The sequence below is a fragment of the Paenibacillus sp. Root444D2 genome, from assembly GCF_001426375.1.
Taxonomy (GTDB): Bacteria; Bacillota; Bacilli; order Paenibacillales; family NBRC-103111; genus Paenibacillus_E.
The window spans coordinates 41316-66055 of record NZ_LMEO01000006.1 but is presented as its reverse complement, the minus strand read 5'-3'; the positions used below and the strand labels follow the sequence as shown (position 1 = coordinate 66055).

The 24740-nt window shown below is 44.7% G+C and carries 26 protein-coding genes; 5 read left to right on the top strand and 21 right to left on the bottom strand.

The features are described from left to right. The first annotated feature begins 46 nt into the window (after positions 1–46). Positions 47–589, top strand: a complete 543-nt coding sequence (locus tag ASD40_RS05635; RefSeq protein ID WP_057302358.1) for a 1,2-dihydroxy-3-keto-5-methylthiopentene dioxygenase — start codon at positions 47–49, stop codon at positions 587–589. A gap of 75 nt (positions 590–664) precedes the next feature. Here the strand turns inward: ASD40_RS05635 and ASD40_RS05630 are convergent, their stop codons facing one another. The 3 genes from ASD40_RS05630 to ASD40_RS05620 all read right to left on the bottom strand — a co-directional run bounded on the left by ASD40_RS05630 (position 665) and on the right by ASD40_RS05620 (position 2236). After that, positions 665–1459, bottom strand: a complete 795-nt coding sequence (locus tag ASD40_RS05630; RefSeq protein WP_057302357.1) for an HAD family hydrolase — start codon at positions 1457–1459, stop codon at positions 665–667. Positions 1460–1502: 43 nt separating this feature from the next. Beyond that, positions 1503–1685, bottom strand: coding sequence for a DUF896 domain-containing protein (locus ASD40_RS05625; RefSeq protein WP_047677001.1), 183 nt, complete (start codon positions 1683–1685; stop codon positions 1503–1505). Positions 1686–1828: 143 nt separating this feature from the next. Beyond that, positions 1829–2236 carry a LysM peptidoglycan-binding domain-containing protein gene (locus ASD40_RS05620; RefSeq protein ID WP_057302356.1) on the bottom strand — a complete coding sequence of 136 codons (408 nt, stop codon included), beginning with the start codon at positions 2234–2236 and terminating at the stop codon, positions 1829–1831. A gap of 147 nt (positions 2237–2383) precedes the next feature. On the opposite strand from ASD40_RS05620, the gene lexA reads away from it, so the two are divergent. Continuing rightward, a complete protein-coding gene (gene lexA, locus ASD40_RS05615; RefSeq protein WP_047676998.1) occupies positions 2384–3001 on the top strand; it encodes a transcriptional repressor LexA in 618 nt (205 codons plus the stop codon). 581 nt (positions 3002–3582) lie between these two features. Here the strand turns inward: lexA and ASD40_RS05610 are convergent. The 13 genes from ASD40_RS05610 to ASD40_RS05550 form a co-directional block, all read right to left on the bottom strand. Further along, positions 3583–4821, bottom strand: a complete 1239-nt coding sequence (locus ASD40_RS05610) for an aminopeptidase (protein ID WP_057302438.1) — start codon at positions 4819–4821, stop codon at positions 3583–3585. A 109-nt stretch (positions 4822–4930) separates the two neighbouring features. Further along, positions 4931–6271, bottom strand: a complete 1341-nt coding sequence (gene glnA, locus ASD40_RS05605) for a type I glutamate--ammonia ligase (protein ID WP_057302355.1) — start codon at positions 6269–6271, stop codon at positions 4931–4933. 40 nt (positions 6272–6311) lie between these two features. Then, positions 6312–6722 (bottom strand): MerR family transcriptional regulator, encoded by a 411-nt coding sequence (locus tag ASD40_RS05600; RefSeq protein WP_047676992.1) that lies wholly within the window; start codon positions 6720–6722, stop codon positions 6312–6314. Between the two features lie 95 nt (positions 6723–6817). Continuing rightward, a complete protein-coding gene (locus tag ASD40_RS05595; protein ID WP_057302354.1) occupies positions 6818–8068 on the bottom strand; it encodes a methionine gamma-lyase family protein in 1251 nt (416 codons plus the stop codon). 2 nt (positions 8069–8070) lie between these two features. Next, positions 8071–9396: a GTPase HflX gene (hflX, locus tag ASD40_RS05590; RefSeq protein ID WP_057302353.1), complete on the bottom strand. Its 1326-nt coding sequence runs from the start codon at positions 9394–9396 to the stop codon at positions 8071–8073. Between the two features lie 190 nt (positions 9397–9586). Then, positions 9587–10864, bottom strand: a complete 1278-nt coding sequence (gene efeB / locus ASD40_RS05585) for an iron uptake transporter deferrochelatase/peroxidase subunit (protein ID WP_057302352.1) — start codon at positions 10862–10864, stop codon at positions 9587–9589. Positions 10865–10888: 24 nt separating this feature from the next. Next, positions 10889–12064, bottom strand: coding sequence for an EfeM/EfeO family lipoprotein (locus ASD40_RS05580; protein ID WP_057302351.1), 1176 nt, complete (start codon positions 12062–12064; stop codon positions 10889–10891). 32 nt (positions 12065–12096) lie between these two features. Beyond that, positions 12097–13578: an FTR1 family iron permease gene (locus ASD40_RS05575; protein ID WP_057302350.1), complete on the bottom strand. Its 1482-nt coding sequence runs from the start codon at positions 13576–13578 to the stop codon at positions 12097–12099. Positions 13579–13753: 175 nt separating this feature from the next. After that, complete coding sequence (locus tag ASD40_RS05570; protein WP_057302349.1) at positions 13754–14731, bottom strand: AAA family ATPase; 978 nt, start codon at positions 14729–14731, stop codon at positions 13754–13756. An 86-nt stretch (positions 14732–14817) separates the two neighbouring features. Continuing rightward, entirely contained in the window at positions 14818–15117 is a 300-nt protein-coding gene (locus ASD40_RS05565) for an antibiotic biosynthesis monooxygenase family protein (protein ID WP_057302348.1), read from the bottom strand. 28 nt (positions 15118–15145) lie between these two features. Further along, entirely contained in the window at positions 15146–15772 is a 627-nt protein-coding gene (locus ASD40_RS05560; protein WP_235549177.1) for a histidine phosphatase family protein, read from the bottom strand. 20 nt (positions 15773–15792) lie between these two features. Further along, complete coding sequence (locus ASD40_RS05555; RefSeq protein WP_057302347.1) at positions 15793–16794, bottom strand: lipoate--protein ligase; 1002 nt, start codon at positions 16792–16794, stop codon at positions 15793–15795. 22 nt (positions 16795–16816) lie between these two features. Beyond that, positions 16817–17290 (bottom strand): GNAT family N-acetyltransferase, encoded by a 474-nt coding sequence (locus tag ASD40_RS05550; RefSeq protein WP_057302346.1) that lies wholly within the window; start codon positions 17288–17290, stop codon positions 16817–16819. A gap of 102 nt (positions 17291–17392) precedes the next feature. Here ASD40_RS05550 and ASD40_RS37065 point away from each other — a divergent pair, with 102 nt between their 5' ends. From ASD40_RS37065 to ASD40_RS05540, 3 genes are all read left to right on the top strand, one after another. Further along, the gene (locus ASD40_RS37065) at positions 17393–17560 is read left to right on the top strand and encodes a hypothetical protein (protein ID WP_156389905.1); all 168 of its coding nucleotides are present in this window, start codon (positions 17393–17395) and stop codon (positions 17558–17560) included. Between the two features lie 102 nt (positions 17561–17662). After that, positions 17663–18460, top strand: a complete 798-nt coding sequence (locus tag ASD40_RS05545; RefSeq protein WP_057302345.1) for a GNAT family N-acetyltransferase — start codon at positions 17663–17665, stop codon at positions 18458–18460. Positions 18461–18495: 35 nt separating this feature from the next. Then, positions 18496–19365 carry an SDR family oxidoreductase gene (locus tag ASD40_RS05540; RefSeq protein WP_057302344.1) on the top strand — a complete coding sequence of 290 codons (870 nt, stop codon included), beginning with the start codon at positions 18496–18498 and terminating at the stop codon, positions 19363–19365. A 73-nt stretch (positions 19366–19438) separates the two neighbouring features. On the opposite strand, the gene ASD40_RS05535 is transcribed toward ASD40_RS05540, so the two are convergent. From ASD40_RS05535 to hfq, 5 genes are all read right to left on the bottom strand, one after another. Continuing rightward, complete coding sequence (locus ASD40_RS05535) at positions 19439–20134, bottom strand: YdcF family protein (RefSeq protein ID WP_235549176.1); 696 nt, start codon at positions 20132–20134, stop codon at positions 19439–19441. A 5-nt stretch (positions 20135–20139) separates the two neighbouring features. Next, a complete protein-coding gene (locus ASD40_RS05530; protein WP_235549175.1) occupies positions 20140–20799 on the bottom strand; it encodes an alpha/beta hydrolase in 660 nt (219 codons plus the stop codon). Positions 20800–20845: 46 nt separating this feature from the next. Continuing rightward, positions 20846–21574 (bottom strand): peptidylprolyl isomerase, encoded by a 729-nt coding sequence (locus ASD40_RS05525; RefSeq protein WP_235549174.1) that lies wholly within the window; start codon positions 21572–21574, stop codon positions 20846–20848. 226 nt (positions 21575–21800) lie between these two features. Beyond that, positions 21801–24338: a transglycosylase domain-containing protein gene (locus ASD40_RS05520; RefSeq protein ID WP_162251201.1), complete on the bottom strand. Its 2538-nt coding sequence runs from the start codon at positions 24336–24338 to the stop codon at positions 21801–21803. A 142-nt stretch (positions 24339–24480) separates the two neighbouring features. After that, positions 24481–24720 carry an RNA chaperone Hfq gene (gene hfq / locus ASD40_RS05515; protein ID WP_029193229.1) on the bottom strand — a complete coding sequence of 80 codons (240 nt, stop codon included), beginning with the start codon at positions 24718–24720 and terminating at the stop codon, positions 24481–24483. Positions 24721–24740 lie beyond the last annotated feature (20 nt).

The following is a 24740-nucleotide window of genomic DNA, read 5'->3' as shown; positions in this document are numbered from 1 at the left end:
AGTCAAAGATCCCTATATTATATTTACTCAGAAAGAGGGATGCAGCTTGGCACAAATTAGAATTCGCAATACGAATGAACGTATTGAAGGCGAAGAGCAGGTCAAAGCCTTCTTGGATAGTCAAAATGTTGTATATGAACACTGGGATGCTAACAAGCTTCCGGTAGCACTACGTGAGAAATTCATTCTAAGTGATGAAGAGAAAGCTGAAATTATTAGTACTTATGAAGAAGAAATTCGTGATTTGGCTGCTAGACGCGGTTATGAAATTTGGGATGTAATCGCGCTTTCCGATTCAACGCCTAACATCGAAGAGCTTCTGAAGAAATTCGAACAAGTACACACACATACGGAAGATGAAATTCGTGCAATCGTTTCTGGACGAGGAATTTTCATTATCAAATCCGAAGGCGAAGTTGGCTATTTTGATGTTGAACTTGAACCAGGCGATGTGATCTCAGTTCCTGAGAACACGAACCATTTCTTCACACTTATGGATAATCGTGAAATCGTTGCCGTTCGTCTCTTCATCGAAAAAGATGGCTGGGTTGCTTATAACATTGATGATCCAGAATTTAGCAAAGCCTAATTCTATTATATGATGCAAAAACCCAACAGCGCTGGACTTAACGTCCTAAGCAGCCGTTGGGTTTTTCTTTATTCTTTATTGTCCGTTCGCAATAATCGGCAAAATGTCTTGAAGACGGGAAACCTCATACACAGGAACGATCTCATCTCCACTTTGAAGCCCATGGTGATTAATCCAAATATTGCGCATACCTACGCTGCTAGAACCAAGGATATCGGTTGTCAATTTATCTCCGATCATGATTCCTTCCTCAGCTTCTATCCCAAGTAGTCCCAGAGCATGGTTAAAAATCGTTGTCGCTGGCTTACCTACGCCAAATTCACCCGAGATCACAATATGATCAAAGTATGGTGCGATATTTGGGACACCTGCTAATTTTTCCTTTTGCAGATCTGGCGAGCCATTCGTTAATAACAGTAATTGATAGCTGCCTTTCAAAGCGTCCAATACTCGAAACGTTTCCTCATATACGTAAGGACGGCGTCGGCGTTCTGCTGGAAATAGTTCTCCAAGCTTATACCCGAGCTCACGTTCCTCTATCCCCAACGCCGCAAGCCCTCTTGTCCAAGACTCCGTACGATATCCTGGCGCTAGTTTCTCAAGCTTACGAAAGTTCTCATTCTCACCTTGTGTGAAATTAGCCCATAAGCCTTCAAAGGGATTAATCCCAATCATCTTCGTAAACGCAAAGGTTTCAAAAGATTCATATAAAGAACGCGCTTCCTTGCGAACAGAGGCTTCCAATTCCGCGGGATTCACCGCAACGTGCTTTGCAGCTTCAGCACATGTCGCTTCGAATGCTTCCTGCACACTGCGATCATCCCACAGAAGCGTATCATCTAAATCAAAAAGCACAGCTTTCAACGTCATCATTCATTTCCCCTTTTGAATGTTGTATCTATATGAGCAGCGATTACTCTTCGTCCGTAAACTTGATGGAATCAAGTTGAACTTTAAGATTGCCGCGGAATGCTTCAATATATTTCTTTCTGAGTTCGTTGCGTTCATCGATTTCCGCATCTGTTAAGCCAACTGTTTTCGCTTTACGAGCAAGCTCATTAATACGTTCGATATTCTGTTCCATGTTGTCACTCATAATGATCCTCCCAGTCAAAAATTCAATATGAGTACTACTTTGCCATCCCTATTAAGGAATGTCAAGAGACAACAAAAAGAGGCATAGGAACATGTGTCCAAGCCTCATCATGTTTAGAGTCTATTAAAAATAGCAGAGTGAAATTAAGGAAGCAATAAAACCTGTCCTTCTTTCAAGGAGCTGGTAGATAAATGATTGATTGTCTTTAATTTATGTATGTAGGAACGAACGTTCTCATCGCTTTTTTTATGTGTGGAAGCAATATCCCAGAGTGTGTCTCCATGTTGAATAACGACTTGATCTTGTACGACAGCTTTCGGAGTGATGTTAATAGGTGTCATGGAAACTGCGGTCTTTGCAGTTGCAGCCCCATCCCCTGCATAGGCTTGAACCATAGCACCAAATGAAAACACAGTACCAAGAATAACTGCTAATAAAATGAAGCGAACAATCGCTTTTGTATAACTAGAATGAAATGTCATCCCTTTGGATGTGCTAGCAGATCTATGAGGTGAGTTTGTTGTGTTAGTGTTTGTATAAGCCATATACATGAATAATCATCTCCCAAACATTTGTTCTGGTATTAGAATAACACGAACACATGTTTGAGTCAACCCTTTTCTCGAACTTATGTTTGTACGAACTCGGGTTCTATGTTATACTTTGGGTAATGATTCCCAGTATTGGAGTGATAACTATTGAGTAAGATTTCGCAGCGTCAACAAGCTATATTGGAATTCATTAAGAATGAAGTGAAAGATAAGGGGTACCCACCTTCCGTTAGAGAAATCGGCGAGGCAGTTGGACTAGCTTCTAGTTCTACAGTTCATGGACATTTGGAGCGTCTTGAGAAGAAAGGTATGATTCGTCGAGATCCTACAAAGCCACGTGCTATTGAAATTCTAGGACTTGACGGTGCGGAAACGCATTTTGCAGTTTCTGTAGCTCGTGTACCTCTCGTTGGTAAAGTTACAGCCGGTGTGCCTATTACAGCAACAGAGAACATCGAAGACTACTTCCCTCTTCCTGTCAGCATGGTAGGAGATAATAATGTGTTCATGCTTAGCGTCATGGGTGACAGTATGATCGAAGCCGGTATTCATAATGGCGATTATGTCATCGTAAAGCAACAGCAAACCGCTAATAACGGGGACATTGTTGTAGCAATGACGGAAGATGATGAAGCAACGGTGAAACGCTTTTACAAGGAGAAGGATCATATTCGTCTTCAACCGGAGAACTCGGCTTTGCAGCCAATCCTTTTGAAACATGTTACGATTCTTGGCCGTGTCATTGGTTTGTTCCGGGATATGTAATAGCACTACAGCCCTTATTCTACATACAATACCAATGATAAAGAACCGAGAGGACAATAGTCCCTCGGTTCTTTTGGATGTAAACAGCCTTAAATTACATGGAGCAATGGGGCAAATTGAGGAACTTAAAAGATAGTGAGGCAATCGATCCAAATATAGATATTTCAAAGTTAATGAAATGGGCTTTAATCCCGTCATAGCCAAAAAGGCTGAACTGTGGATTCAGATAAGAGCCTCTAGAGACTGCTATTACGTCATTAAGATCAAATTTTGAGGAAATAGAAGCTTCTAGAGACTTCTATTCGGTAATATTTGGCCCTATTTGATTCAACTTTAAGGAATAGGAATCTTTAAAGACTTCTATTCTTAATATTTCCTCACTTTTGGACAAATTAGCGGTCTCTAGAGACTTCTATTTTCTATTTTCTATTTTCTATTTTCTAGCTTCTAGCTTCTAGCTTCTAGCTTCCTTTTTCCTTCTGCGGTCTTCATCAGCTATCTGCTATCTGCTATCTAACCCCTTGATAAACCCAGAAGTACTCACACCTTTGGAATTAAGCTAACAAACCAAATAAATACAACTAAAATGCAATCGCCCAATTTCCACGACGGAAAATAGGTTCAACCGTACCATCACCAAGGACGCCATCGATCTCAAGATCAGCCGTCCCGATCATGAAATCCACATGAATCAAACTGGTGTTCCCACCGCGAGCTTTCAGCTCTTCACTTGATAAAGATACGCCATCTTGCAAATTTATCGGGTAGCAGCTGCCTAAGGCCAGATGGCAGGATGCATTCTCATCGATGCCTGTATTGTAGAAAATGCGGTCAAGATTAGAGATAGGCGAATCAAAAGGTACGAGCGCAACTTCTCCCAAGTAGCGTGCGCCCTCGTCCATATCCAGCAACCTTGTTAGATGCTCATAGCCGACTTCTGCCTGATAATCCACTACTTTCCCGTCCTCGAACTTGAACGAAAACCGATCCACAAGCGCCCCATTCACATTTAATGGCTTGGTGCTCGACACCGTCCCATGAACACCTGTTCGCTTAGGCATCGTGAAAACTTCCTCGGTTGGCATATTCGCTACGAATCGTATTCCACTTGCGTTCTCCGTATCACCGCCAAGCCAAATGTGACCCTCCGGCAATTCGACTCGCAAATCTGTGCCTGCCGCTCGATATTGAAGCGCCTCGTACTGCTTCTCATTCAAAACGCTGCGAACGCGCTTCAATTGATCCATATGAACTCGCCAAGCAGCAACCGGATCCTCTTCATAAACGCGATTTATCCGGAAGATTGCCTCCCACATTGCATCGATCCGCTGTTCTTCAGGCAAATCAGCGTACACTTTGGATGCCCACGCCACTGTAGGCGCTTTGATTAAGCACCAACTGAACTTACTTGTTCTCACATAGTGCTGATACTTTGCTCTAGCCGTAGCCATGGATTTGGATGCTCTTGAAATCATGCTTGCATCAATACCCGCGTACAAATCAGGATCCGGCACTTTGATATTCAGTAAAGCTCCACCATTTTCTACAAAGCGTTCTAACATACTCGTATACCACTCTGGATAATAATCAAAAGCTTCATCATTGGCATATTCAAATCTGCTGCGAGTTATCACATCATCCTGCCAGTGCACTTGGACAAAATTTGCCCCTGCCTCATAGGCTTTTTTCACGATAAGTCTAGTTAAATCTAAGGATTCTATCGGCGACTCTATCATCAGATCCTGGCCTTTATGGAGGTTAACCCCAACCTTAACAACAAGCTCAGCGTACTTCTCCAAATTAATTTGAAAGTTGTCCAACATACTTATGATCTCCTTCGCGTGAAAAAGCCCATCAGTTCAGAATCGTTCCTGAAGGCTGACGGGCTTTTCATATCTAATTGTTGCAAAATATCAACTTGCTAGGCGATTAATAAAGGGACAGATATTGATCTCTTTCCCATTGGTGAACCTGTGTTCTATACATATCCCACTCGATTTCTTTAAGTTCATAGAAATGAGCCAGAGCATGTTCGCCAAGTGTATCGCAAATCACATCATTGCGAAGCAGCTCGTCCAACGCTTGTTTCAAGTTCAATGGTAAAGTAGGAATACCATCGCTCTCTCTTTCCTCTTCAGTCATCACATAGATGTTACGATCAGTAGGAGGAGGAAGCTGCATTTTATTCTTAATGCCATCCAGTCCGGCAGCAAGCATAACAGCAAGAGCCAAGTAAGGATTAGCAGCCGGATCCGGGTTACGTACTTCAACGCGAGTGCTTAACCCGCGGGATGCTGGAATACGGATCATTGGACTACGGTTACTTGCGGACCATGCTACATATACAGGCGCTTCATAACCAGGTACAAGACGTTTGTAAGAGTTAACAGTAGGGTTCGTAATCGCAGCAAAAGAACGTGCATGACGAAGAACACCCGCCATATAATGTCTAGCTACATTACTTAAACCTAATTTATCGTTCTCTTCATAAAAGGCATTTACATCACCTTTGAATAAGGATTGGTGACAGTGCATACCAGATCCGTTCATACCGAACAAAGGTTTAGGCATAAAGGTCGCATGCAAACCATGTTGTCTAGCAACGGTTTTGACGACGAGCTTGAAGGTTTGAATTTGGTCAGCCGCTTTAATCGCATCTGCGTATTTAAAGTCGATTTCATGTTGACCTGGCGCCACTTCGTGGTGGGATGCTTCAATTTCAAAGCCCATCTCTTCAAGCGTCAACACGATATCGCGGCGGCAGTTTTCGCCCAAATCCATCGGAGCCAAATCGAAATAACCGCCTTGGTCATTTAGTTCCGTTGTTGGATTGCCTTTTTCATCCGTTTTGAACAAGAAGAATTCTGGTTCAGGACCTACGTTCATGGCCGTAAAGCCCATTTCTTCAGCTTGTTTCAATGCATTTTTCAAGATAGCACGCGGATCTCCTGCGAAAGGTCTGCCGTCTGGCATATAAATATCGCAGATTAAACGTGCTACTTTGCTTTCGGTAACCCATGGGAAAATAACCCATGTATCCAAATCAGGATACAAATACATATCAGACTCTTCAATACGCACATAACCCTCAATGGAAGAACCATCGAACATCATCTTGTTGTCGAGTGCTTTTTCGAGTTGGCTGTAAGGAATTTCTACGTTCTTGATGCTTCCCATCAAGTCCGTAAATTGCAAACGAATGAACCGAACATTTTCTTCTTTGGCAATGCGTAAGATATCTTCTTTGGAAAAATTGTTGTTGTAGCTCACGTGTGCAGTCTCCTCTCAATTTACGAGCGATTAAGAAATGCTATTTATAAAATCGGGAAAGCTGACCTTGAATCAGGGAAACCTGATCAGGGCGTTTACCTCCGCCAATCAACTGCTGCTTAAGCATTTTGTGCAGTTGGGAGTCGGTTAATTCTTTACGCTTAACTTCTGTGTGCTCATTCAGTATTGTGGCATCTTCTGAATCTTTATCGACAGGGATAAGAACCTGCTTGATCCCAGCGATGTTTACACCTTTTTCAATTAAATCTTTAATTTCAAGAAGTCGTTCTACATCATTAAACGAATACAGTCGTTGATTACCAGCCGTTCTAGCTGGAATAATAAGTTCATGCTGCTCATAATAACGAATTTGTCTTGCGGTTAAATCAGTCAGCTTCATGACGATCCCGATTGGGAATAACGCCATATTTCTACGTATTTCATCACTCATGCTAATCACTCCTGGTCAGTAAATACCTCTATCTTATTGTACCTTTGTAACAAGAATGTGTCAAGGAGTGTCAGGTTTGTTCACAGTCTTATTTTTCACAACAATCCCTTGTCTTCCATATGTTGGATTGCTGTAAGTACCCCTAACTTACAGTGTGAGTAGGTAAGCCCGCCCTGCAAATAGGCGATATAGGGCTCACGAATCGGCGCATCTGCGGACAGCTCCAGACTGCCGCCTTGAATGAACGTCCCGGCCGCCATAATGACGGGATGCTCATAGCCGGGCATATCCCACGGCTCCGGCACAACGTGCGAATCCACGGCAGCCGCCTTCTGGATGCCCTGCACGAACGTGATCAAGTGATCCGCCGACGTGAAGCGGATCGCTTGGATCAAGTCCGTGCGCGGCGTCTGCCAGCGCGGATGGCTCTCGAAGCCCAGCTCTTCGAACACCGCGGCGGCGAAGACCGAGCCCTTGACAGCTTGCCCCACCAAGTGAGGGGCAAGGAAAAGCCCTTGAAACATCGCTCGCGTGGCGCCGAGCATGGCACCGACCTCGCCCCCAATACCGGGGGCGGTCAGTCTGTAGGCGGCGAGCTCCACAAGGTCGCGCCGCCCGGCAATGTAGCCCCCGGATGGGGCGATACCGCCGCCGGGGTTCTTGATGAGCGAGCCGGCCATGAGATCGACGCCAACCTGCGTCGGCTCCTGCAGCTCGGTGAACTCGCCGTAGCAATTATCGACGAAGACGATCAGGGCCGGGTTCACTTCTTTGACGAATCGGACCATTTCTCCGATTTGCTCCACCGTGAACGAAGGCCGCCACGAGTAGCCTCGCGAGCGCTGTATGCCGATCACCTTCGTATTCGGCTGTATGGCAGCCGCTATGGCCGACCAGTCCGGCGCGCCTTCCCCAGTCAGCGCAACCTCGCTGTACGCGATGCCAAAGTCCTGCAGCGACCCCATACCGTCGCCAGGCTTGCCAATGACCTTATGCAACGTATCATAAGGCTTACCCGTTATGTAAAGTAGATGTTCCCCTGGCCGCAGAACACCGAACAAAGCTGTACCTATCGTATGTGTACCTGAGACAAAGTGCGGGCGTACGAGTGCTGCTTCTGCTCCCATCGCATCCGCATAGACAAGATCGAGCACCTCTCTGCCGCGATCATTGTAGCCATAGCCTGTCGAAGAAGCAAAGTGGTAATCGCTTACCTTATGTTTTTGGAAAGCGCTAATCACTTTCCACTGATTAAGATCAATCGTTTTCTCAATCTGGCGAAAAGCGCTCTCTACCTGGCGTTCTGCGCTCTCCATTAATGAAATAACTTTATCCCCGAATTGCATAATTAGTAAATCTCTCCCTCACTATCTTGAGCCTCTTGCTGTGCATGTTGATCATAAGCGACCAATTGATAAGCCAATTTGACGTAATCATCCTTATTCACGCGGACCTTGAACAGCATATCTTCTCCGTCCACATCCGTCTCCAGGACGTCGCCAATTCGGTACATCAGGGAAATGATGTCTCCCTTGTCAGCCGGAATGCGAAACTCTTTACTCTCACCCATCAGCTTCTCTTGAATAGCGATCCGCAGACGTTCAAGATCATCAGGGGTGTAAGCACTAATTTTCAGAAATTCACCTTCGGTCGAAAGCATCTCCCTATCTTCTTGCGAACAAAGATCAATTTTATTGAAAATGGTTAGCTGTTCTTTTTGATGTGCGCCTAGTTCTTCTAAGACCTCAGCGACAACCCGCATTTGCTCATTTCTCATATCTGTTGAACTATCTACAACATGAAGGATCAAATCAGCCTCATTAGCCTCTTCCAGCGTTGCACGGAACGATGCAACAAGATCATGCGGCAGGTTCTGAATGAAGCCAACAGTATCGGTTAAAACGATCTCTTTGCCGCTTGGCAATTCCATTGTCCGCGAAGTCGGATCTAGTGTTGCAAACAATTGATTCTCAATATAGACGTCCGCTTGAGTCAATTGTTTCAGTAAAGTTGATTTTCCTGCATTCGTGTAACCAACAAGGGCAACTTGAAACACCCCAGTCTTCTTACGGCGTTCACGATGCAACGTCCGATGACGAACAACCTCTTCTAACTGTGCCTTCAGCTCGTCAATACGGCCGCGAATGTGCCGGCGATCGGTCTCCAGCTTCGATTCCCCGGGACCTCTCGTCCCGATACCGCCACCCAGACGTGATAAGTTCTTACCTTGTCCCGATAGCCTTGGCAGCAGATAACTAAGCTGCGCCAACTCAACCTGAATAATACCTTCACGTGTTTTGGCACGCTGCGCAAAAATATCCAGAATCAGCTGCGTCCGGTCGATGATTTTCACATCTAAGGCAGCCTCTAAGTTACGGACTTGTGCACCCGACAACTCTTGATCAAAGATGGCTGTATTCCCGCCAAGCTCCTCTAAACGTAACTTTAGCTCTTCAACTTTCCCTTTACCAATAAACCATTTGGTATCCTTTGTTTCTTTGTTCTGTGTCATTGTCTCCAAAACAAGCACACCTGCTGTTTCCGCTAACTTAACCAGCTCTTGCAATGAGTATTCCGCTAATAATTCATTTTTCTTCTGTTTCTGAGTGACTAGACTAACGAGCACCGCGCGGTCATCGATTTCTTTCTCAACCATATGTGAAGTTGTTTTCATAAGTGTCTCCTTTACGCTGCATTCAGGCAATCGAAATAGCCCCCATGTGGGCTTATTCCTTCATCATTGTGTAGGAAATGCTTGGGAAAGTCAATTTACAGGAGCGGATAATTCGATTATAACGGTGTTCCCATCATCAGACACAAAAATACCGAAAGACCAAAGGCCTCTCGGTAGCTTTCCACCTATTTTAAGTAAATAAACTTTGTCCCAAAAACGAACCTTTAGAAGGAACACCTGGCAGCACAGCGAAATAACCGCCGCCTGTTGTGTCCGTATAGGAAAGCATTTTGTCAGGAAGCTTCGGATTCGTCAATCTTTTCTGAATGGATTCAAACTGCGTTTGGATGTTCCGATTGAAACAAACGAATAACAGACCAGCATTGATTCGTCCAACGTTATCGAGGTTATCCATGAAATTATACCCGCGGCGCAAAATACGCTCACGTTCTGAACTCTCTCCCGTACGCGGATTTGAAAGACGGATATGAGAATCAAGGGCAGTAACCTCCCCCTTCACATCCCCGGCGAAATTCGGCTTATCGAATTCACTCTGTCCATCCATTGGAGCTCCTGAAACCTTCTGGCGCCCGATAATCTCTTCTTGATCCGAAAATGGTTGTTGATCCCAGGTCTCAATTCGCATATGAATACGGCGAACAACCATGTAAGTGCCTCCAGCAAACCAAGATGCGCTGTCTCCCGCCTCGACCCAAACATTATTTTTCATAAATTGTTCATCTTGCAAGTCTGGATTAGCCGTACCGTCCTTGAAGCCGAACAAGTTTCTCTTTGTCCCTTGAGACTTCACGCCTAACTGTCCGGTTTGCTGCCAACGCAAATGGGCAACGCCGCGTGCCGCTTTAGCTAAGTTACGAATCGCATGGAAACAGATGATCGGATCATCCGCGCAAGCCTGAATAATGATGTCTCCATGAGTCAATTGTTCCTGCAGCGAGTCTTTATGAAAAATAGGCATTTCTGTTAGGCCAGATGGTTTACGAGAACGAAGTCCGAAGCGGTCGACACCATCTTTTTCGAACAAAGACGCACCAACAGCGAAGGTAATCGTTAATTTGCCCGTCTCGAGGCCGATTTGCTCCCCTGTATCCAATGGCGGAAATTTCCCTTCCTTAGGCTCAGCCGCAAGAGGCTTGCCTTCCATGAGAGACGCTGCCATTTCGGTCCATTGCTGCAGAAGCTCCTTTAGCTCCTTCACATCCTGCGTGGTTACATCAAATGCCGCCACATTCGCAAAGTTCTGGGCCGGAGTCACAACACCGGTCTGATGAGCACCATAAAATGAGATGGTTTCATTCGCTGCGCTTGCTGTTGCAGTACCTAGTTGCTTGTTGGAAGCAGTAGGTATCACTTTCTGTGCTTTCCCAAGCAGATCCCCTACGATAACGCCTGCAGCACCTGCCGCTGTCATTCCTAAGAAAGCACGGCGATTCATTTTATCACCCATACCGTTGTTCTCCTTTCCATTCCCTTATTTACTTAGCGTTCCTGGCATTTTCACTAATGGCTCTGCAAGTGCTTCCAGTTTATTTTTCAAATCGATTTGTTTGGCCTGTTCTATTTTGCTGAAATCGTTCCAAGTAACACCAACAGGTGAAAGTGAGTTCATCGTTTCGATTACTGTAGTTAAGCTTTTGCTGATTTTCTCATCTAGCGCTGCGTCTTTCTTCTTCAGCTCACCTTTGACAAGATCATAGATGGCTTGCGCACCTTCCACATTAGCTCGGATAACAGGTATAGTAGCTCCACTCCAGCGTTCTTCCTCACCTGTTATTTTGGTGGCTTGTGCTTCTTCCATCAATTCGCCGACACCCGCGATAAAATCAGAAGGTTCTATGGTAGTTGCCGCGATTGCTTGCTGCATCTTCTTGCCGTCTTCTAGTAAACGTGAGGAGAAAGCTTCAGCTTCCTTCACATTCTTTTTAACAAACAACAAATACTCTATACGATGATACCCTGTAAACTCAGGATCCTTTTCATTATTAAAATCATCCACACGAGCATCCATTACACCATCAAGCTCGCTAAAAGTCTCAATAATAGGCTCAATTCTCTCATAGGGCATCCGCGATTGTCCATAGGAATCTTGTGCCTTTTTCAGATCGCCGCTCTTCACAGCAGCATCCAGCTGTTCGAGTCCAGCGACTAATTGTTTCCCTTGTTCCTGAACGTATTTATTATAAGCTTTAGCAGCCTCTTGCAGCTCTTTGGATGCGGTGATGACATCTTTATTAACCGCACCTTTATTATCAGCGAGTGAGGTGCTGAGCTCCGTAATTGCTGCTTTCAAATTATTATTGAGTGCAGTTAATGTTGCATAATCCAGCTTGTCTTGTTTCAATCCTGCTTCTAATGGCGTCAGAAATTTCTCTACTTTAAAATACAACTCTGGAAATTTCGGTTTTACTTCATCTTCAAAGCTGGCCCACTGATTCTCAAGTAGGGTGGATTGCTTCTTCGGATCTTTAACCTTACTTGAGTCCAGTTGACCCTTCAACTGATCAAGACTTGTAAGAAGCGCTGCTGAGCCTTCTTTGACTGGTACTTTGGTCACTTCTGTTGTTTCTGTTGTTTCTGTTTTACCGCACCCTGCGAGAATAAGTGTTGTAGCAGCTGCTAGAATTATAAGGTTTTGACGTTTCTTCATGGGATGGTTCCCTCCGCTTTTCTCTAATAATATTATTTGGATAATGCCATATTTCGCATTTGGATCGTTTTACGACGGTCCCAAATGACCGCGAACAACGCGGATAACAGGAGAACAAATTGCGGTATAGCACTTTCTAACGTTGGATACAGCGCGATAAAGTCCCAACTTGGCAGCCAGGAAGCTGTCGTCGCAGGCAAATAACCTGCCAATTGAAGCCCGTGCACACCCATCCCCGCAAATTTAAAGCAAAGATAAAATACAAAGAAGCTTGAAACTAGAAAGAATGGACGCATTGGAATACGCAGGCCAATTTTTAGAATTAAGAAGGCTACAATAAGTAGGATGACAACACCAATCCCAATGCCTCCTACAAGAGAGCTTAAGGAAATCGAAGACGCCATACCGATCATGAAGAGGACGGTTTCTGTGCCTTCACGGAAAACAGCTAGAAAAGCTAGCAAACTGAGAGAAACTAGACTTCCGGTTGCCAATGCTTTTACACTCTGATCCCGTATGTACTTTTGCCAATTAGAGACACTCGATTTGCTGTGCAGCCAGTAGCTCATATATAGCAGCATGACAGCGGCGAAAATCCCCGTACATCCAGCAATTAAGAAATTGTTGTTCCCAAATGCACTTGTAGAAAACAACTGTTGAACGACAACACCAAGCGCCATACTGACGAGCAAGCCTCCGAGTACGCCATACCAAATCCATTGTTTCTTATCACCATGACCCGATTTATTAAGGAAACCTAGTAAAGCAATAACCACTAACAAAGCTTCCAACCCTTCTCTGAGCAAAATAGTTGTTGCATCCAGCATGGAGTAGCTTGTTTTGGCCGCTAAAGGCTGCAGTTCAGCGTGCATTCGCGCAATTGTAGCGGAAGCCTCACTTGACTGAGCAGGAACAGCGGTCAGCTGTGCGTAAGCAGTAACCATGTCTCGTTCCATCGATGTATAGACGGATGAGGATTGTGTAAGCACAATACCTTCGATTTGCAACCAGGAATTTCGAAGCTTTTGGATACTTGCGGAAGCACCTTGGATATCATTCTGCTTCATTTGATCCGCCGCTTTCTCCAGCAACTCAACTAATGAACTCACAGTAATATCACCACTGCCCTGAACCACTTTACCGAAAGCATCCATGTTGCCATCTATAAAACTCTTGTTCAAATTGTGAAGATTATTCAATCCTGCAACCAATTTCTGCGAATCAATTGGCTGCTTGAGCGTTTGGAAGGATACTTCACCCATCGCTTGCTCAATCTTCTGATAGGCTGCCAATGAACGCTCTTTAATACCACTTTCATAGGACAACCAATTTAGTTGAAATGTTTCGAACATCTTGGAGGCATCCTCCAACTTTCCGCTTTCTGCAGCTTGAATGGCGTGAACGATACCTTCATCAGCTTTGGCCAGATCATCTTCTGCCTTAGCAGCTACTGTTAAAGGAAGAGATAGCAGCATTAGCAGCACTATCCAACTCACTATGATGACTTTGCGCATGAATCACGACTCCCTATAGAAAAATAAAACCCAAATTCAACCAAGTTAATATTGATAATCATTATCAATCATTTAATCACTCTGTCTATTTTACTACGTTCAAGCAATCTGTCAATTGTTTTATTCAAGAAAAAAAAGCCATTTAACTGTTTGTAGTTAAATGGCTTTATAAATTTCATTTAAATTTCATATCTTCAGGCCTTATTGACATCAATTCTAATTTGGAAGGTGCGTTTACATATTGACTAAGTAACCTTACGGCTTGATGCCGCATCGCTTTCTCCAGAATGTTTCGAACATACCTCGCATTACTAAATGCACGCCATGTAGCGGCTTTCTCATCGGTTAGATGCTGCTTCAGCTTCACAATCGTTTGCGGAAGAAGAACATATTCTCTGTCCTTAGCCATGAGTTCGGTAATTTGAATCAATTGTTCAATCGGATAGTCCTCGAAATCGATTTGGATAGGAAATCGAGAAGGGAGTCCCGGATTCGTAGCCAGAAATTGCTCCATTTCGTCACTGTACCCTGCTAGAATAAGGATGAATTCATTCTTCTTATCCTCCATACCTTTGACCAGCGCATCAATGGATTCTTTGCCAAAATCCTTATCTCCTCCACGTGCCAGACTGTAGGCTTCATCAATAAAAAGGATGCCACCCATCGCCTTTTTCATCAACTCACGAGTCTTAAGAGCAGTATGTCCAATATATTCTCCTACCAGATCTGCACGTTCCACCTCAATAAAATGACCCTTGCTCAGAACACCCATGGCATGAAACATACGACCCATCAGTCTAGCCACTGTCGTTTTACCAGTTCCAGGACTTCCTTTGAAAATCATATGGTACACGTGCGCATTGCTGAGCAGGCCGGCTTCTGCGCGAAATTGCGAAATTTGTAAGAGCGCATAGATTTCATGCACCAACTCTTTGACATTATCAAGGCCAATCAGTTGATTCAGCTCTTTGAAAACATCCGAAAGCGGACCCTCGAGAGGCGTCTTCTTTCCTGTGAGCTGCGGCTCGGCATCAGCTAGCGGCGAAGCGTGAGTCTGGTTGCCTACTCCATCAACGGCTCGCCTTTGCATGCCAGGCTCTGGCTGCCGTAAGACGATGTTGATCTGTCTGGATGGCAAGCTTCGACCACTCATGAGGATCACCTCGTTTACAGGATGGTTTGATGGTTCGTATCAATCCATCCTACGCTCGTTTGATGCATTTTAGACCGCAACAGCCATTAATGATACTTTTGTGACAGCGTATAATGTTCGACCACTGGGAATGGGTCATAGAAATGGTGCAGCAGCTTCCGCCATTCCTGGTATTCTTCAGAGCCGCGGAAGCCTATAGTGTGATCCTCCAGTGTTTCCCAGTGAACGAGCAGCAAATATTTATTGCTATCCTCGATACACGTTTGCAGCTCATGAGAAATATAACCTTTCATCGATGAAATAATGGATGATGCTTGGCGGAATGCTGCTTCGAACTCCGCATTTTTCCCTGCAATTACAGGAAGGATGGCTACTTCTAAGATCATGAATAATTCCTCCTATTGATATCGTATTTTAGAAACCGAATGCTTCCTCTTGAAAATGGGACGTATCACCGTGAAGCCGGATATGAGGCTCGTTATCAATCATTTCGACAAGACTTAAGCATGTAGGGTGAAAATACGGCGGGTTCCACAAGTCTGCTAAAGCTCTTCGCTCGAAGAAAGCCATGATGATTTTCAATGTGACTGTGTGTGAAATTAAGCCTATTGTTTTCCCTGCATGTTCCTCTAACAGCTGCACAATTGCAGGTAAAACGCGTGCCTGTAAATCTGCATAGGACTCACCTTGCGTTGGTCTATACAGATCAGGCGCATGCCAGAAGGCATGGAAGTTGTCAGGATCCAAATCCGCAATTTCTGAAGATATCCGTCCTTCCCAAGCACCTAGATTCATTTCTTTCCACTCATCCGAGGTATGTATCGCCAAGTCACGCGAGCCTTTCACGATATTCGCCGTTTGCAAAGTACGACCGCTGCTGCTCGCATATAGAACATCCATGTGAACATCTTTCAAAGCATCTGACAACCAGGAGGCTTGCTGCTCCCCTAAAGTTGAAAGTGGTGAATCCAAGTGACCTTGCATTCGGCGCTCCACATTCCACATCGTTTCCCCATGTCGGATTAAATAAAGCTTTGTCATCGCCAGCCCCCCTCCTTGCACTAATTTAACATCATTAAAGCTACAAAAGACTCCAAATCCAGCGCACCAAAGTAACGCTGCAATTCCATACCTGATAGCCGTTCTCGTACTGCAGATTCCTCATACCGCGAACCACGCAGCGTTTCCTCCAGTTCTGCTACATCGCTAGCTCCAAAGAAGTCACCATATATTATTAAATCATGAATATGGCCTTCTTCAATATCTAAACGCACATCAATTGTACCAACGCCTTCAAAGCGTTTAGAGTTTTGCACGGTACTTTTGGGGGATTTTCCGTAGTTCCAGTCCCAGTTCTGATAGCGCTCCTTAGATAGCTCGTGAATACGAACCCAGTCTTCCTCAGAAAGCTTGTACATGGGAACTTCGGATTCCTCGGCACCGAAAATAGAAGCAAGCAGCTTATTTCGGAATTCCTCCATCGTAATAGGCTCGTTCAGGAACTCTATGATGTTAGCAACCCGGCTGCGAATCGATTTAATGCCCTTGGACTGAATTTTATCAAGATTAACTTTAAGGGCAGATACAACGTTTTCGATTTCTGAATCGAAGAGTAGTGTTCCGTGACTGAACATCCTGCCTTTAGTTGCAAACTGTGCATTGCCCGAAATTTTGCGCACACCGACTTGGATATCATTGCGGCCCGTTAAAGCCGCTTCAACACCAAGCTTACGAAGTGCTTCAACAACGGGTTCAGTAAACTTTTGAAAATTGTGAAAAGAGTTCCCGTCATCCCGTGTAATGAAGCTGAAATTCAGATTGCCCAAATCATGATACACGGCTCCGCCACCCGATAATCTGCGAACCACATGCAGGTTATTCTCTTTGACATACTCGGGATTGATTTCTTCGATTGTATTTTGATTTTTGCCAATAATAATGGACGGTTCGTTGATGTAAAAAAGCAAGTAACTCTCATCGTTAGGGAGTTGTCTTAGGGCATATTCCTCAATGGCTAAATTAATCCGGGGATCTGTGATTCCTTCGTTATCGATAAATAGCATAATCATGCTCCTTCATTACTGATCATATATGTGTCGTCATGGTGCGATTTAAGGTAAGCATCCCTAAGGATTTATAAAAGGCAATGGCACGCTCATTAAATTCCCACACGTTTAATTCTAGTGAAGCAGCAGAACGCTCCCTAGCCCAGGCTATAGAAGCTTCATATAGCTTTGTACCAATGCCCTGACGCAAAAAGTCCGCTGAGACGGCTAGTTCATTTAAATACGCATAAGTACGAGGAACTAACGCTTCATAGGTAGGAGATTTCTTCATCTCCAGCATAGCTACTCCAACGACCAAGCCCTCTTTCTCCGCGATTAAAATCACTTTGTTCTGTTGGTCTGAAAAGCTTCGGTACCAACCCATAGCCACAACGTGATCCAACCTGGCAAAACGCTCCGGCAATGCATCCGCATGTTCTTCCTGCCCTACTCGAATAATGGCATTTACGGCCTCGTAATCTTCTAATTGTGCGGTACGAATGATAAGTTCCAAGAAAAAAATCCTCCTCCTGTTGTTTCATAGCTTACATCAAAGGATGAAATTTTTCCACTTTGGCGGAGCGCGTTGGCGGGCGGGCGAGGGTGATTGGGTTTCGTGAATAAAGTTGAGGAAATCGATGTTGCTGAGTTGCGGTATCGAGCGACTTTAAAGATGTTTTACATCGTTACAGTCGGAATATATGAGCTGCCTGGCGAGTTAGCGATGTTTTTCATCGTTAAAGCAGCTGATTGCGGGGGGGCGAGTGAGCATCGAACATCCTAAAGGATGTTTAACAGCGTAAAAGGCAAATGATTATTTTATATACATAACTCTATAAATTTATTTATAATATTGGAAACTTACTTGAAGAGGAGATCGCTAGAAATGAACGAAAAAATAGATTTTTATATCGCCATCGATAAGGTGGCATCAAACACGTGGCCTGCCGAGTCATCCACTTCCATTGACAATTGGCTCCTACGGACCTCCCGTGGAGTTACTAAACGTGCAAACAGTGTGCTTGCCATTGGCGAATATCCAAATGATCCTAATTGGCTTGCAAGGATTGAGCAATTCTATCAAGAATTAGGTCTACCCGCAATTTTTCATATTAGCGATGCTTCTCCTGAAGGTTTAGATGGATTTCTTCAAACAAAAGGCTATGCGATTGATACGCCATGTCTGTTGATGACTGCAACCAGTCGGCAAGTTTCCGATAACGCGAACAATAAGATGATGCATAAGAAGTCGTCTATTCAAATTGAATGGGCAGATGCAGCGGATGCAGAGTGGCTTGACGCTTTCCTTATGCTTGAACAGTTTCCCGAAGAGCGCAGAGGTTTCTATAGCGGTCTTTTTGAGCGAATGCCAGTTCAGAAAGGGTTTCTCCAGCTGAAACTAAATGACCAAATCATCGCGTTAGGTACAGCTATTGTAGAGGGCGAATGGGCAGGCTTTGTAAACGTCGTTATCCATGAAGGCCATCGAGGCAAAGGACTTGGGTACGTCCTCATGCACGCACTGACGGAATGGAGTCTGGAGCACGGTGCAACCAAACAATATTTGCAGGTTATTACTTCTAATATTCCCGCGGTAACATTATATGAAAAGCTTGGTTACCAAGCCAGATATGGCTATCATTACCGAATTAAGTATGATTTGCAGCCCCTTGTATCATCCTAACAAAGAATTTGTCTAGGATGAAAGGAGCAATACACATGGCAACAGCAACAGAAAAGAAACCAGCATTCCCGCCCCAGCATCAGAACCAGCAGCCAGGCATTGAGTCACAGATGAATCCTCCTCCTGTCTTTGAGCATTCGGGGTATAAAGCAGCCGGCAAGCTTAAGGATAAAGTCGCCCTGATTACAGGTGGCGATAGCGGAATTGGCCGCGCGGTCGCGATTGCCTATGCCAAAGAGGGTGCTGATGTTATATTGGTATATTTGAACGAACATACCGATGCGGAGGAGACGCAGCGTCATGTAGAAAAGGCAGGGCGTAAGTGTCTGCATGTCTCGGGAGACATTGGCGACGAGAATTTCTGCAAGCAAATCATTGAGCAAGCTGTCGGGAAGTTTGGCAAACTCGATATTTTAGTTAACAATGCAGCAGAACAGCATCCTCAGCCTAGCATCGAGAATATCACTTCGGAGCAGTTGGAGCGGACGTTTCGAACCAATATCTTCTCTTTCTTTTATTTAACCAAGGCTGCACTACCCCACCTAAAATCCGGGAGCGCAATTATCAACACGGCTTCTATTACGGCTTATCACGGCCATGAGCAGCTGCTCGATTATTCCGCTACGAAAGGGGCCATTGTCACCTTCACACGCTCCCTATCTCTTCAACTGAACGCTAAAGGCATAAGAGTGAATGGCGTAGCTCCAGGTCCAATCTGGACGCCTCTCATTCCTTCTACGTTCACCGCAGAGGAAGTTGCCACGTTCGGCTCGACTACACCAATGAAACGTGCCGGTCAGCCAAGTGAACTCGCTGCCAGCTATGTTTTCCTCGCAAGTGAGGATTCATCCTATATGGCTGGTCAAATCTTACATGTGAACGGTGGAGCCATTGTAAACGGATAACCAAGGAACAATCAAAAAAAGCATGGCCAGCAAGCGGGAAAATCCCGCTTACAGGTCATGCTTCTTTGTTATCTCATATGCCTGCCATCAACAACAGCTTTGTCCAATACCACTTGGTATAAGCTAACGTTTCTCTCGCTTCATGGTAAGGCATGAAAAGAACCTCTGACTTCGTTGATGAAATGAGAGGCTGCTTCAAGCCGATCGTTTCCGCAATATCGAGTGAACGAGAACCATGAAATTGATGGGTCATAATAATCGAACTTACAAGACCTTGCTCGTCCATAATTTGCTTGCTGTATAGCAAATTCTCATAGGTACTTGTCGCCCGCGGCTCTAACAAAATGCTTTTGGCAGGAAGCCCTTTTTTAACCAAATAATTACGCATTCCCTCTGCCTCCGTTAGCTTGGAGCCGTTATGATCCAGACCTCCGGAGACGATCAGTTGTTTGAACCGACCCTCTTTATAAAGATCAACAGCCAAATCTAGACGTTCCTGGAGACCAGGGCTCGGGATATCTTGGCGTAAAGAAGCACCAAGAACGATACCCACGTCTACTTGCTTAGGCAGTGTTTGATCAGGAGCGATTTGAACCTTCCACTGGATATAGACGATCCAAGCGACAAGCAAGAGGAACACGGTAACCACGATTCGGAACACTCTCACAAGCATTCGGTTAAATGTAGATTTTTGCCCAGTTCGTCGGCGTTTTTTCGGTGTTGGAGTAAAGGCTCGTTGTTTCTTATTCATGTTTGGCTGTACAGTCATCCTTGCTACTCCTTATCCAAAAATGCACTAACTTGACGAAACAACGTGCCTGCATCCTCACTCAGACATATCAAATGATTAGATCTGGAATGCCAATGGAGCTCGCGCTGTCCTTTTAGCTTACTATAGATGTATCGCGCACTTTGCGGATGAATAACTTGATCTTTTTCAGACTGTGCGATGAGTGTTGGTATGCTTACCTGACTTAGTTCTGGTTTCAAATGGCGTACAAGTCGCGTAAACTGCCAGGTAGCTCGCAGCGGCGTGGTTTTCGCTTTAATAAAGCTGATTTTCCTTTGATATTTCCACTCATCTCGAATGACATCCAGCATCCTTCTAGGGCTGACATAAATGACTGCCGTGTTCAAAAGAATCAGTCTACGAACCGGATATCGTACGGATAAATAAGCGGCCAGCAGACCTCCCATCGAGAAGCCTACCATATCAAATGATCCATACTGGATCGTCATTCTCTCTGCATGCTTTTCAGCTTCGCGTACCCAATCTTCCCAATGTCCTTCTTTTAATTGATGACTGGATTCTCCGTTCCATGGAAGTCGCGGAACCTCACATAGCTGCCCGCGTTCACGTAAATGCCGTGCTAACGGCTCAACCTCATAAGGTCCACCGGTGAATCCATGGAACAATAAACATGGTTGTTTCACGCGGTTTTCTCTCCTATCCATCCTTCACTTTTTAGAATATGATATTCTATTTTTCTTTAATGACGATTGCGTTAATCGTGACTTTTTCTTTTGGCTTGCTTGGCGAGGACTCGCCACCCATCTCAACAGGTGTTTCAGCGATTTTAGATATTGTTGCCATGCCTTCGGCCGTTACTTTGCCGAAAATCGAATAGTCAGGCTTTTTATTGAGATTTGCACAGTCTTCTCCTGAACAAATAAAAAACTGACTGCCATTCGTATTGGGACCGGAATTCGCCATTGCGACAATGCCGGGTTCATATGTATGCGATGTTTTCAGCTCATCCGCGAACTTGTAGCCTGGACCGCCTCTGCCTGTTCCAAGCGGATCTCCTGTTTGAATCATGAACGTTTTGATAATGCGATGAAACGTCACATTGTTATAAAAGCCTTCTTTGGACAAGAATACAAAATTGTTAACGGTCTTCGGAGCTTCCTTAGCGAAAAGATCTATGGTAAACGTTCCTTTGGACGTTGTTACTTCAGCTTGATAGGTTTTGTTAGGATCAATCGTCATATCCGGCGCTTTGCTCCATTGCTTAGGAGCTGCAGTTGGCGATGCCGCCGGAGATGCTGCTGAAGTAGGAGCAGGTGCTGTTGCGCCGCTCTTAGGCGTTGCTGTGCCGCCGGCAGATTCGGTAGGTTTGTTGCCGCAAGCCGACGCGATTAAAGTTAACGCGATCAACGTTACCGGTAATAGCTTAGTTGATTTAAGCATGTTGAAATGCAAGTTCATTGAAAATTCCTCCGTCAATAGTATGTAGGTTTAGTGTGGGACCCGCGAAATGCGGGTCTGCTGTTCCCTCATAAAGCTGCTTTTCATCGTTAAAATAGGATTTTAGGCTAGTCCTATGGACTTTAAGAATGAAATTCATCCCTAACTAGCATGTTCATCTCTACTTAAGATCAAACCGTGTTCGTATCATTTCGGTCCAAAAGACCTCCGGTCAAGCAACAAGTCACTATATCTTCGGCACAATAATCTGTCCCCCGTCTTGCTTGCCATCCTTCGGCTTTCCCTCGGAACCATCAACCGGCTTATCAGCCGGTGATGGGGTAGGGCTTGGGTTGATGCTTGGCGTTGGACTTGTGCCAGGCTTATTGGTGCTTCCGGGCGATGGCGTAGGCTTCGTACCCGGTGACAGCGTTGGCTCTAGCGGATTCTTGCCTGGTGATGTAGATGGCGAGACCGATGGTGAAGGTGACGGCTTGGTACCGTCAGGAAGTGTGCCATCCTTCGGTATTTCGACAGAAGCTACATTGGATTTGGCGCCCTCTGTATTTGAGTCCAAATTAATCGGTACAACGTAATATTGATACGTCTCTTCACTGCTAATTGTAGTATCATTCACCCCAGGTACAACTGATTGAGTCAGCATCTTTGGCTCTGCTTCACTAGCACCTTTGCGATACAATTGATAAGCGATCTTCTCACCCAGTGATGACCAAGTTAATTTAACCAACTTCGTTTCTGGTACATACACCGCAGCTAAATCCGTAATCCCTTTTGGCGGTTCCGTAAGATTAGGCACGCTATCAGGCTTCACGAAGTTCGTCACAGGTCGGCCTTCCAGCGACTTCGACATCACTTCTTTAAAGATAGCTGATGGACTTCCGCTGCCGATTGTGACATAGTGCTTCGCATCCACTTTATCGAAGCCTTCCCAGACAGCAGCTGTCCACTCCGGCGTATAGCCGACAAACCAAACATCACGATCATATTGTTCAATGCCCTTGATGTCCAGTCCAGTTGTACCCGTTTTGCCGGCTACAGGACGATTGAACTTCGCTTTGGTCCCCGTACCGCCTGTTTCTACAACACCCTGAAGCAGCAGCGTCATGTAATAAGCAGTTTTAGGTTGAATTACCTGCTTCTTCTCTGGTTTATAAACGGCTATTTCTTTATCGTGCGCATCTGTAATGCGTAGAATCGCATGTGTTTTATTTTGCATCCCTTGGTTAGCAAAAGCTGTGTAAGCCGTCGCCATTTGTAAAGGAGAAACGCCATCTGTAAGTCCGCCAAGCGCAATGGATAAGTTTTGATCCTTTTCTTTATTGAGCGGAGTCCCGATCTTATTCGCAAATTCAATCGCTTTAGGCACTTTAATTTGATCTAATAACCAAACAGGAGCCAAATTGTAAGATTTTTTAACTGCCTCAAACATCGTGACTTGCCCATGCGTCACACGGTCATAGTTACGCGGGGAGTAAGTCCCGTTACCGAAACTCGTCTGCGTATCATCGAGAATGGAATACGGCGTATAATTCCCGCTCTCAAGTGCAGGACCGTATGCCGCTATCGGCTTGAACGAAGAGCCTGGTTGTCTTTTGGAATACACGCGACTGAAGCCTTTTTGTTTGTAATCCCGGCCGCCTATCAACGCCATCAACCCGCCTGTTTTGTTATCCACGATAACCATGGAACTTTGAATCTTTTGACCATCAGAAGCGTCCTTCTGGAAAAAGCTTGCATTCGCATAAGTCTGCTCCATCACTTTTTGCGCTTTTGGGTACATTGTCGTATAGATGCGGTAGCCTTTGGTGAGCAACTCATCTTCTTCGATGCCATACATACTTTCCGCTTCATCTACAACATAATCCAAGAAACTCGCGTAATCTTTGGCGCCTTGACTAGCCGCTGCAGGCGGTACATAATCCACTGTTTCTGCTTTCGCACGCTCGGCCTCTGTAATATAGCCTTGGTCGGTCATCAGCTTAAGAACGACAGCACGACGTTCCTTCGATAAGTCCGGATGAGTTAGTGGCGAATATCTCGACGGAGCTTTTGGCAGAGCAGCTAGCGTCGCAATTTCCCATACCTCTAATTCATTCAGGTTGGATTTACCGAAATACACCTTCGCTGCCGCTTTAATGCCATAAGCATTACTGCCAAAGTAAATACGATTTAAATATTTTTCGAGTATTTCATCTTTACTAAACCGTTCATCCAAAGCAAAAGCGATAGACATTTCCGTCCCTTTACGAAAAGCTGTTTTCTCGGAACTTAGAAACACATTTTTAGCGAGCTGCTGGGTAATTGTACTTCCACCCTCTACAGCGCTCATATGAATTATATCTTTGACAAGCGCTCTGCCAATGGATCTTAAATCAACACCCGAATGCTCGTTAAACCGACGATCTTCCGTGGCAATGAATGCATTCCTTAATCGATCGGGAACATCTTTGATGTTCACACTCTCTCGATTTTCACCTTTATATATTTTTCCAATTTCCTTGTCTTTTCCTTCTTCTTGCGCATAAATGAGTGTAGATTCACTCGCTGTATCAATCTTATCAATGTTGTTATCGAGAATCTTAAAGCCGTTCATAATAACGACGATATAAATACCCATTGCACAAATAATAGCCAAAATGGCAGCAATAATCGAACCCATAATAAATTGTCGAACATTAAACCCCTTTTTCTTAGAGCCTTTGTTGCTTCCTTGTGGTTTCGTCTTTGCATTCGCAGTTGTTTTCTTGCTCGTAGGTTTCTCCAAATCCATCGACTCCCTCGCTGTTCATTTCTCTAGTAGTAACCAACAAAAGAACAACCTTAAACAAGGTTGCTCCCACAAGTTTCTATTCGGTTAGACGATTCAGTCCATAGAAAAGTTGCAAAACTAAACGTACGAGTACGGATTATTCCGAAGCTTCAGCGGCAGCCATTAAAGAAACAGCTCGTTGCGGCGTGAAGGTGGAGATGGCATGTTTGTAAACCATTTGTTGACGTCCTTCACTGTCAATGATGATCGTGAAGTTGTCAAATGCGCGAATTAGTCCTCTGATTTGAAACCCATTGGTTAAATATACGGTAACGGGAATGCTTTCTTTACGCAGTTGATTAAGAAAATTGTCCTGGATATTAATGGATCTGTTCATCAGTGGTCCCCCTTAATGGA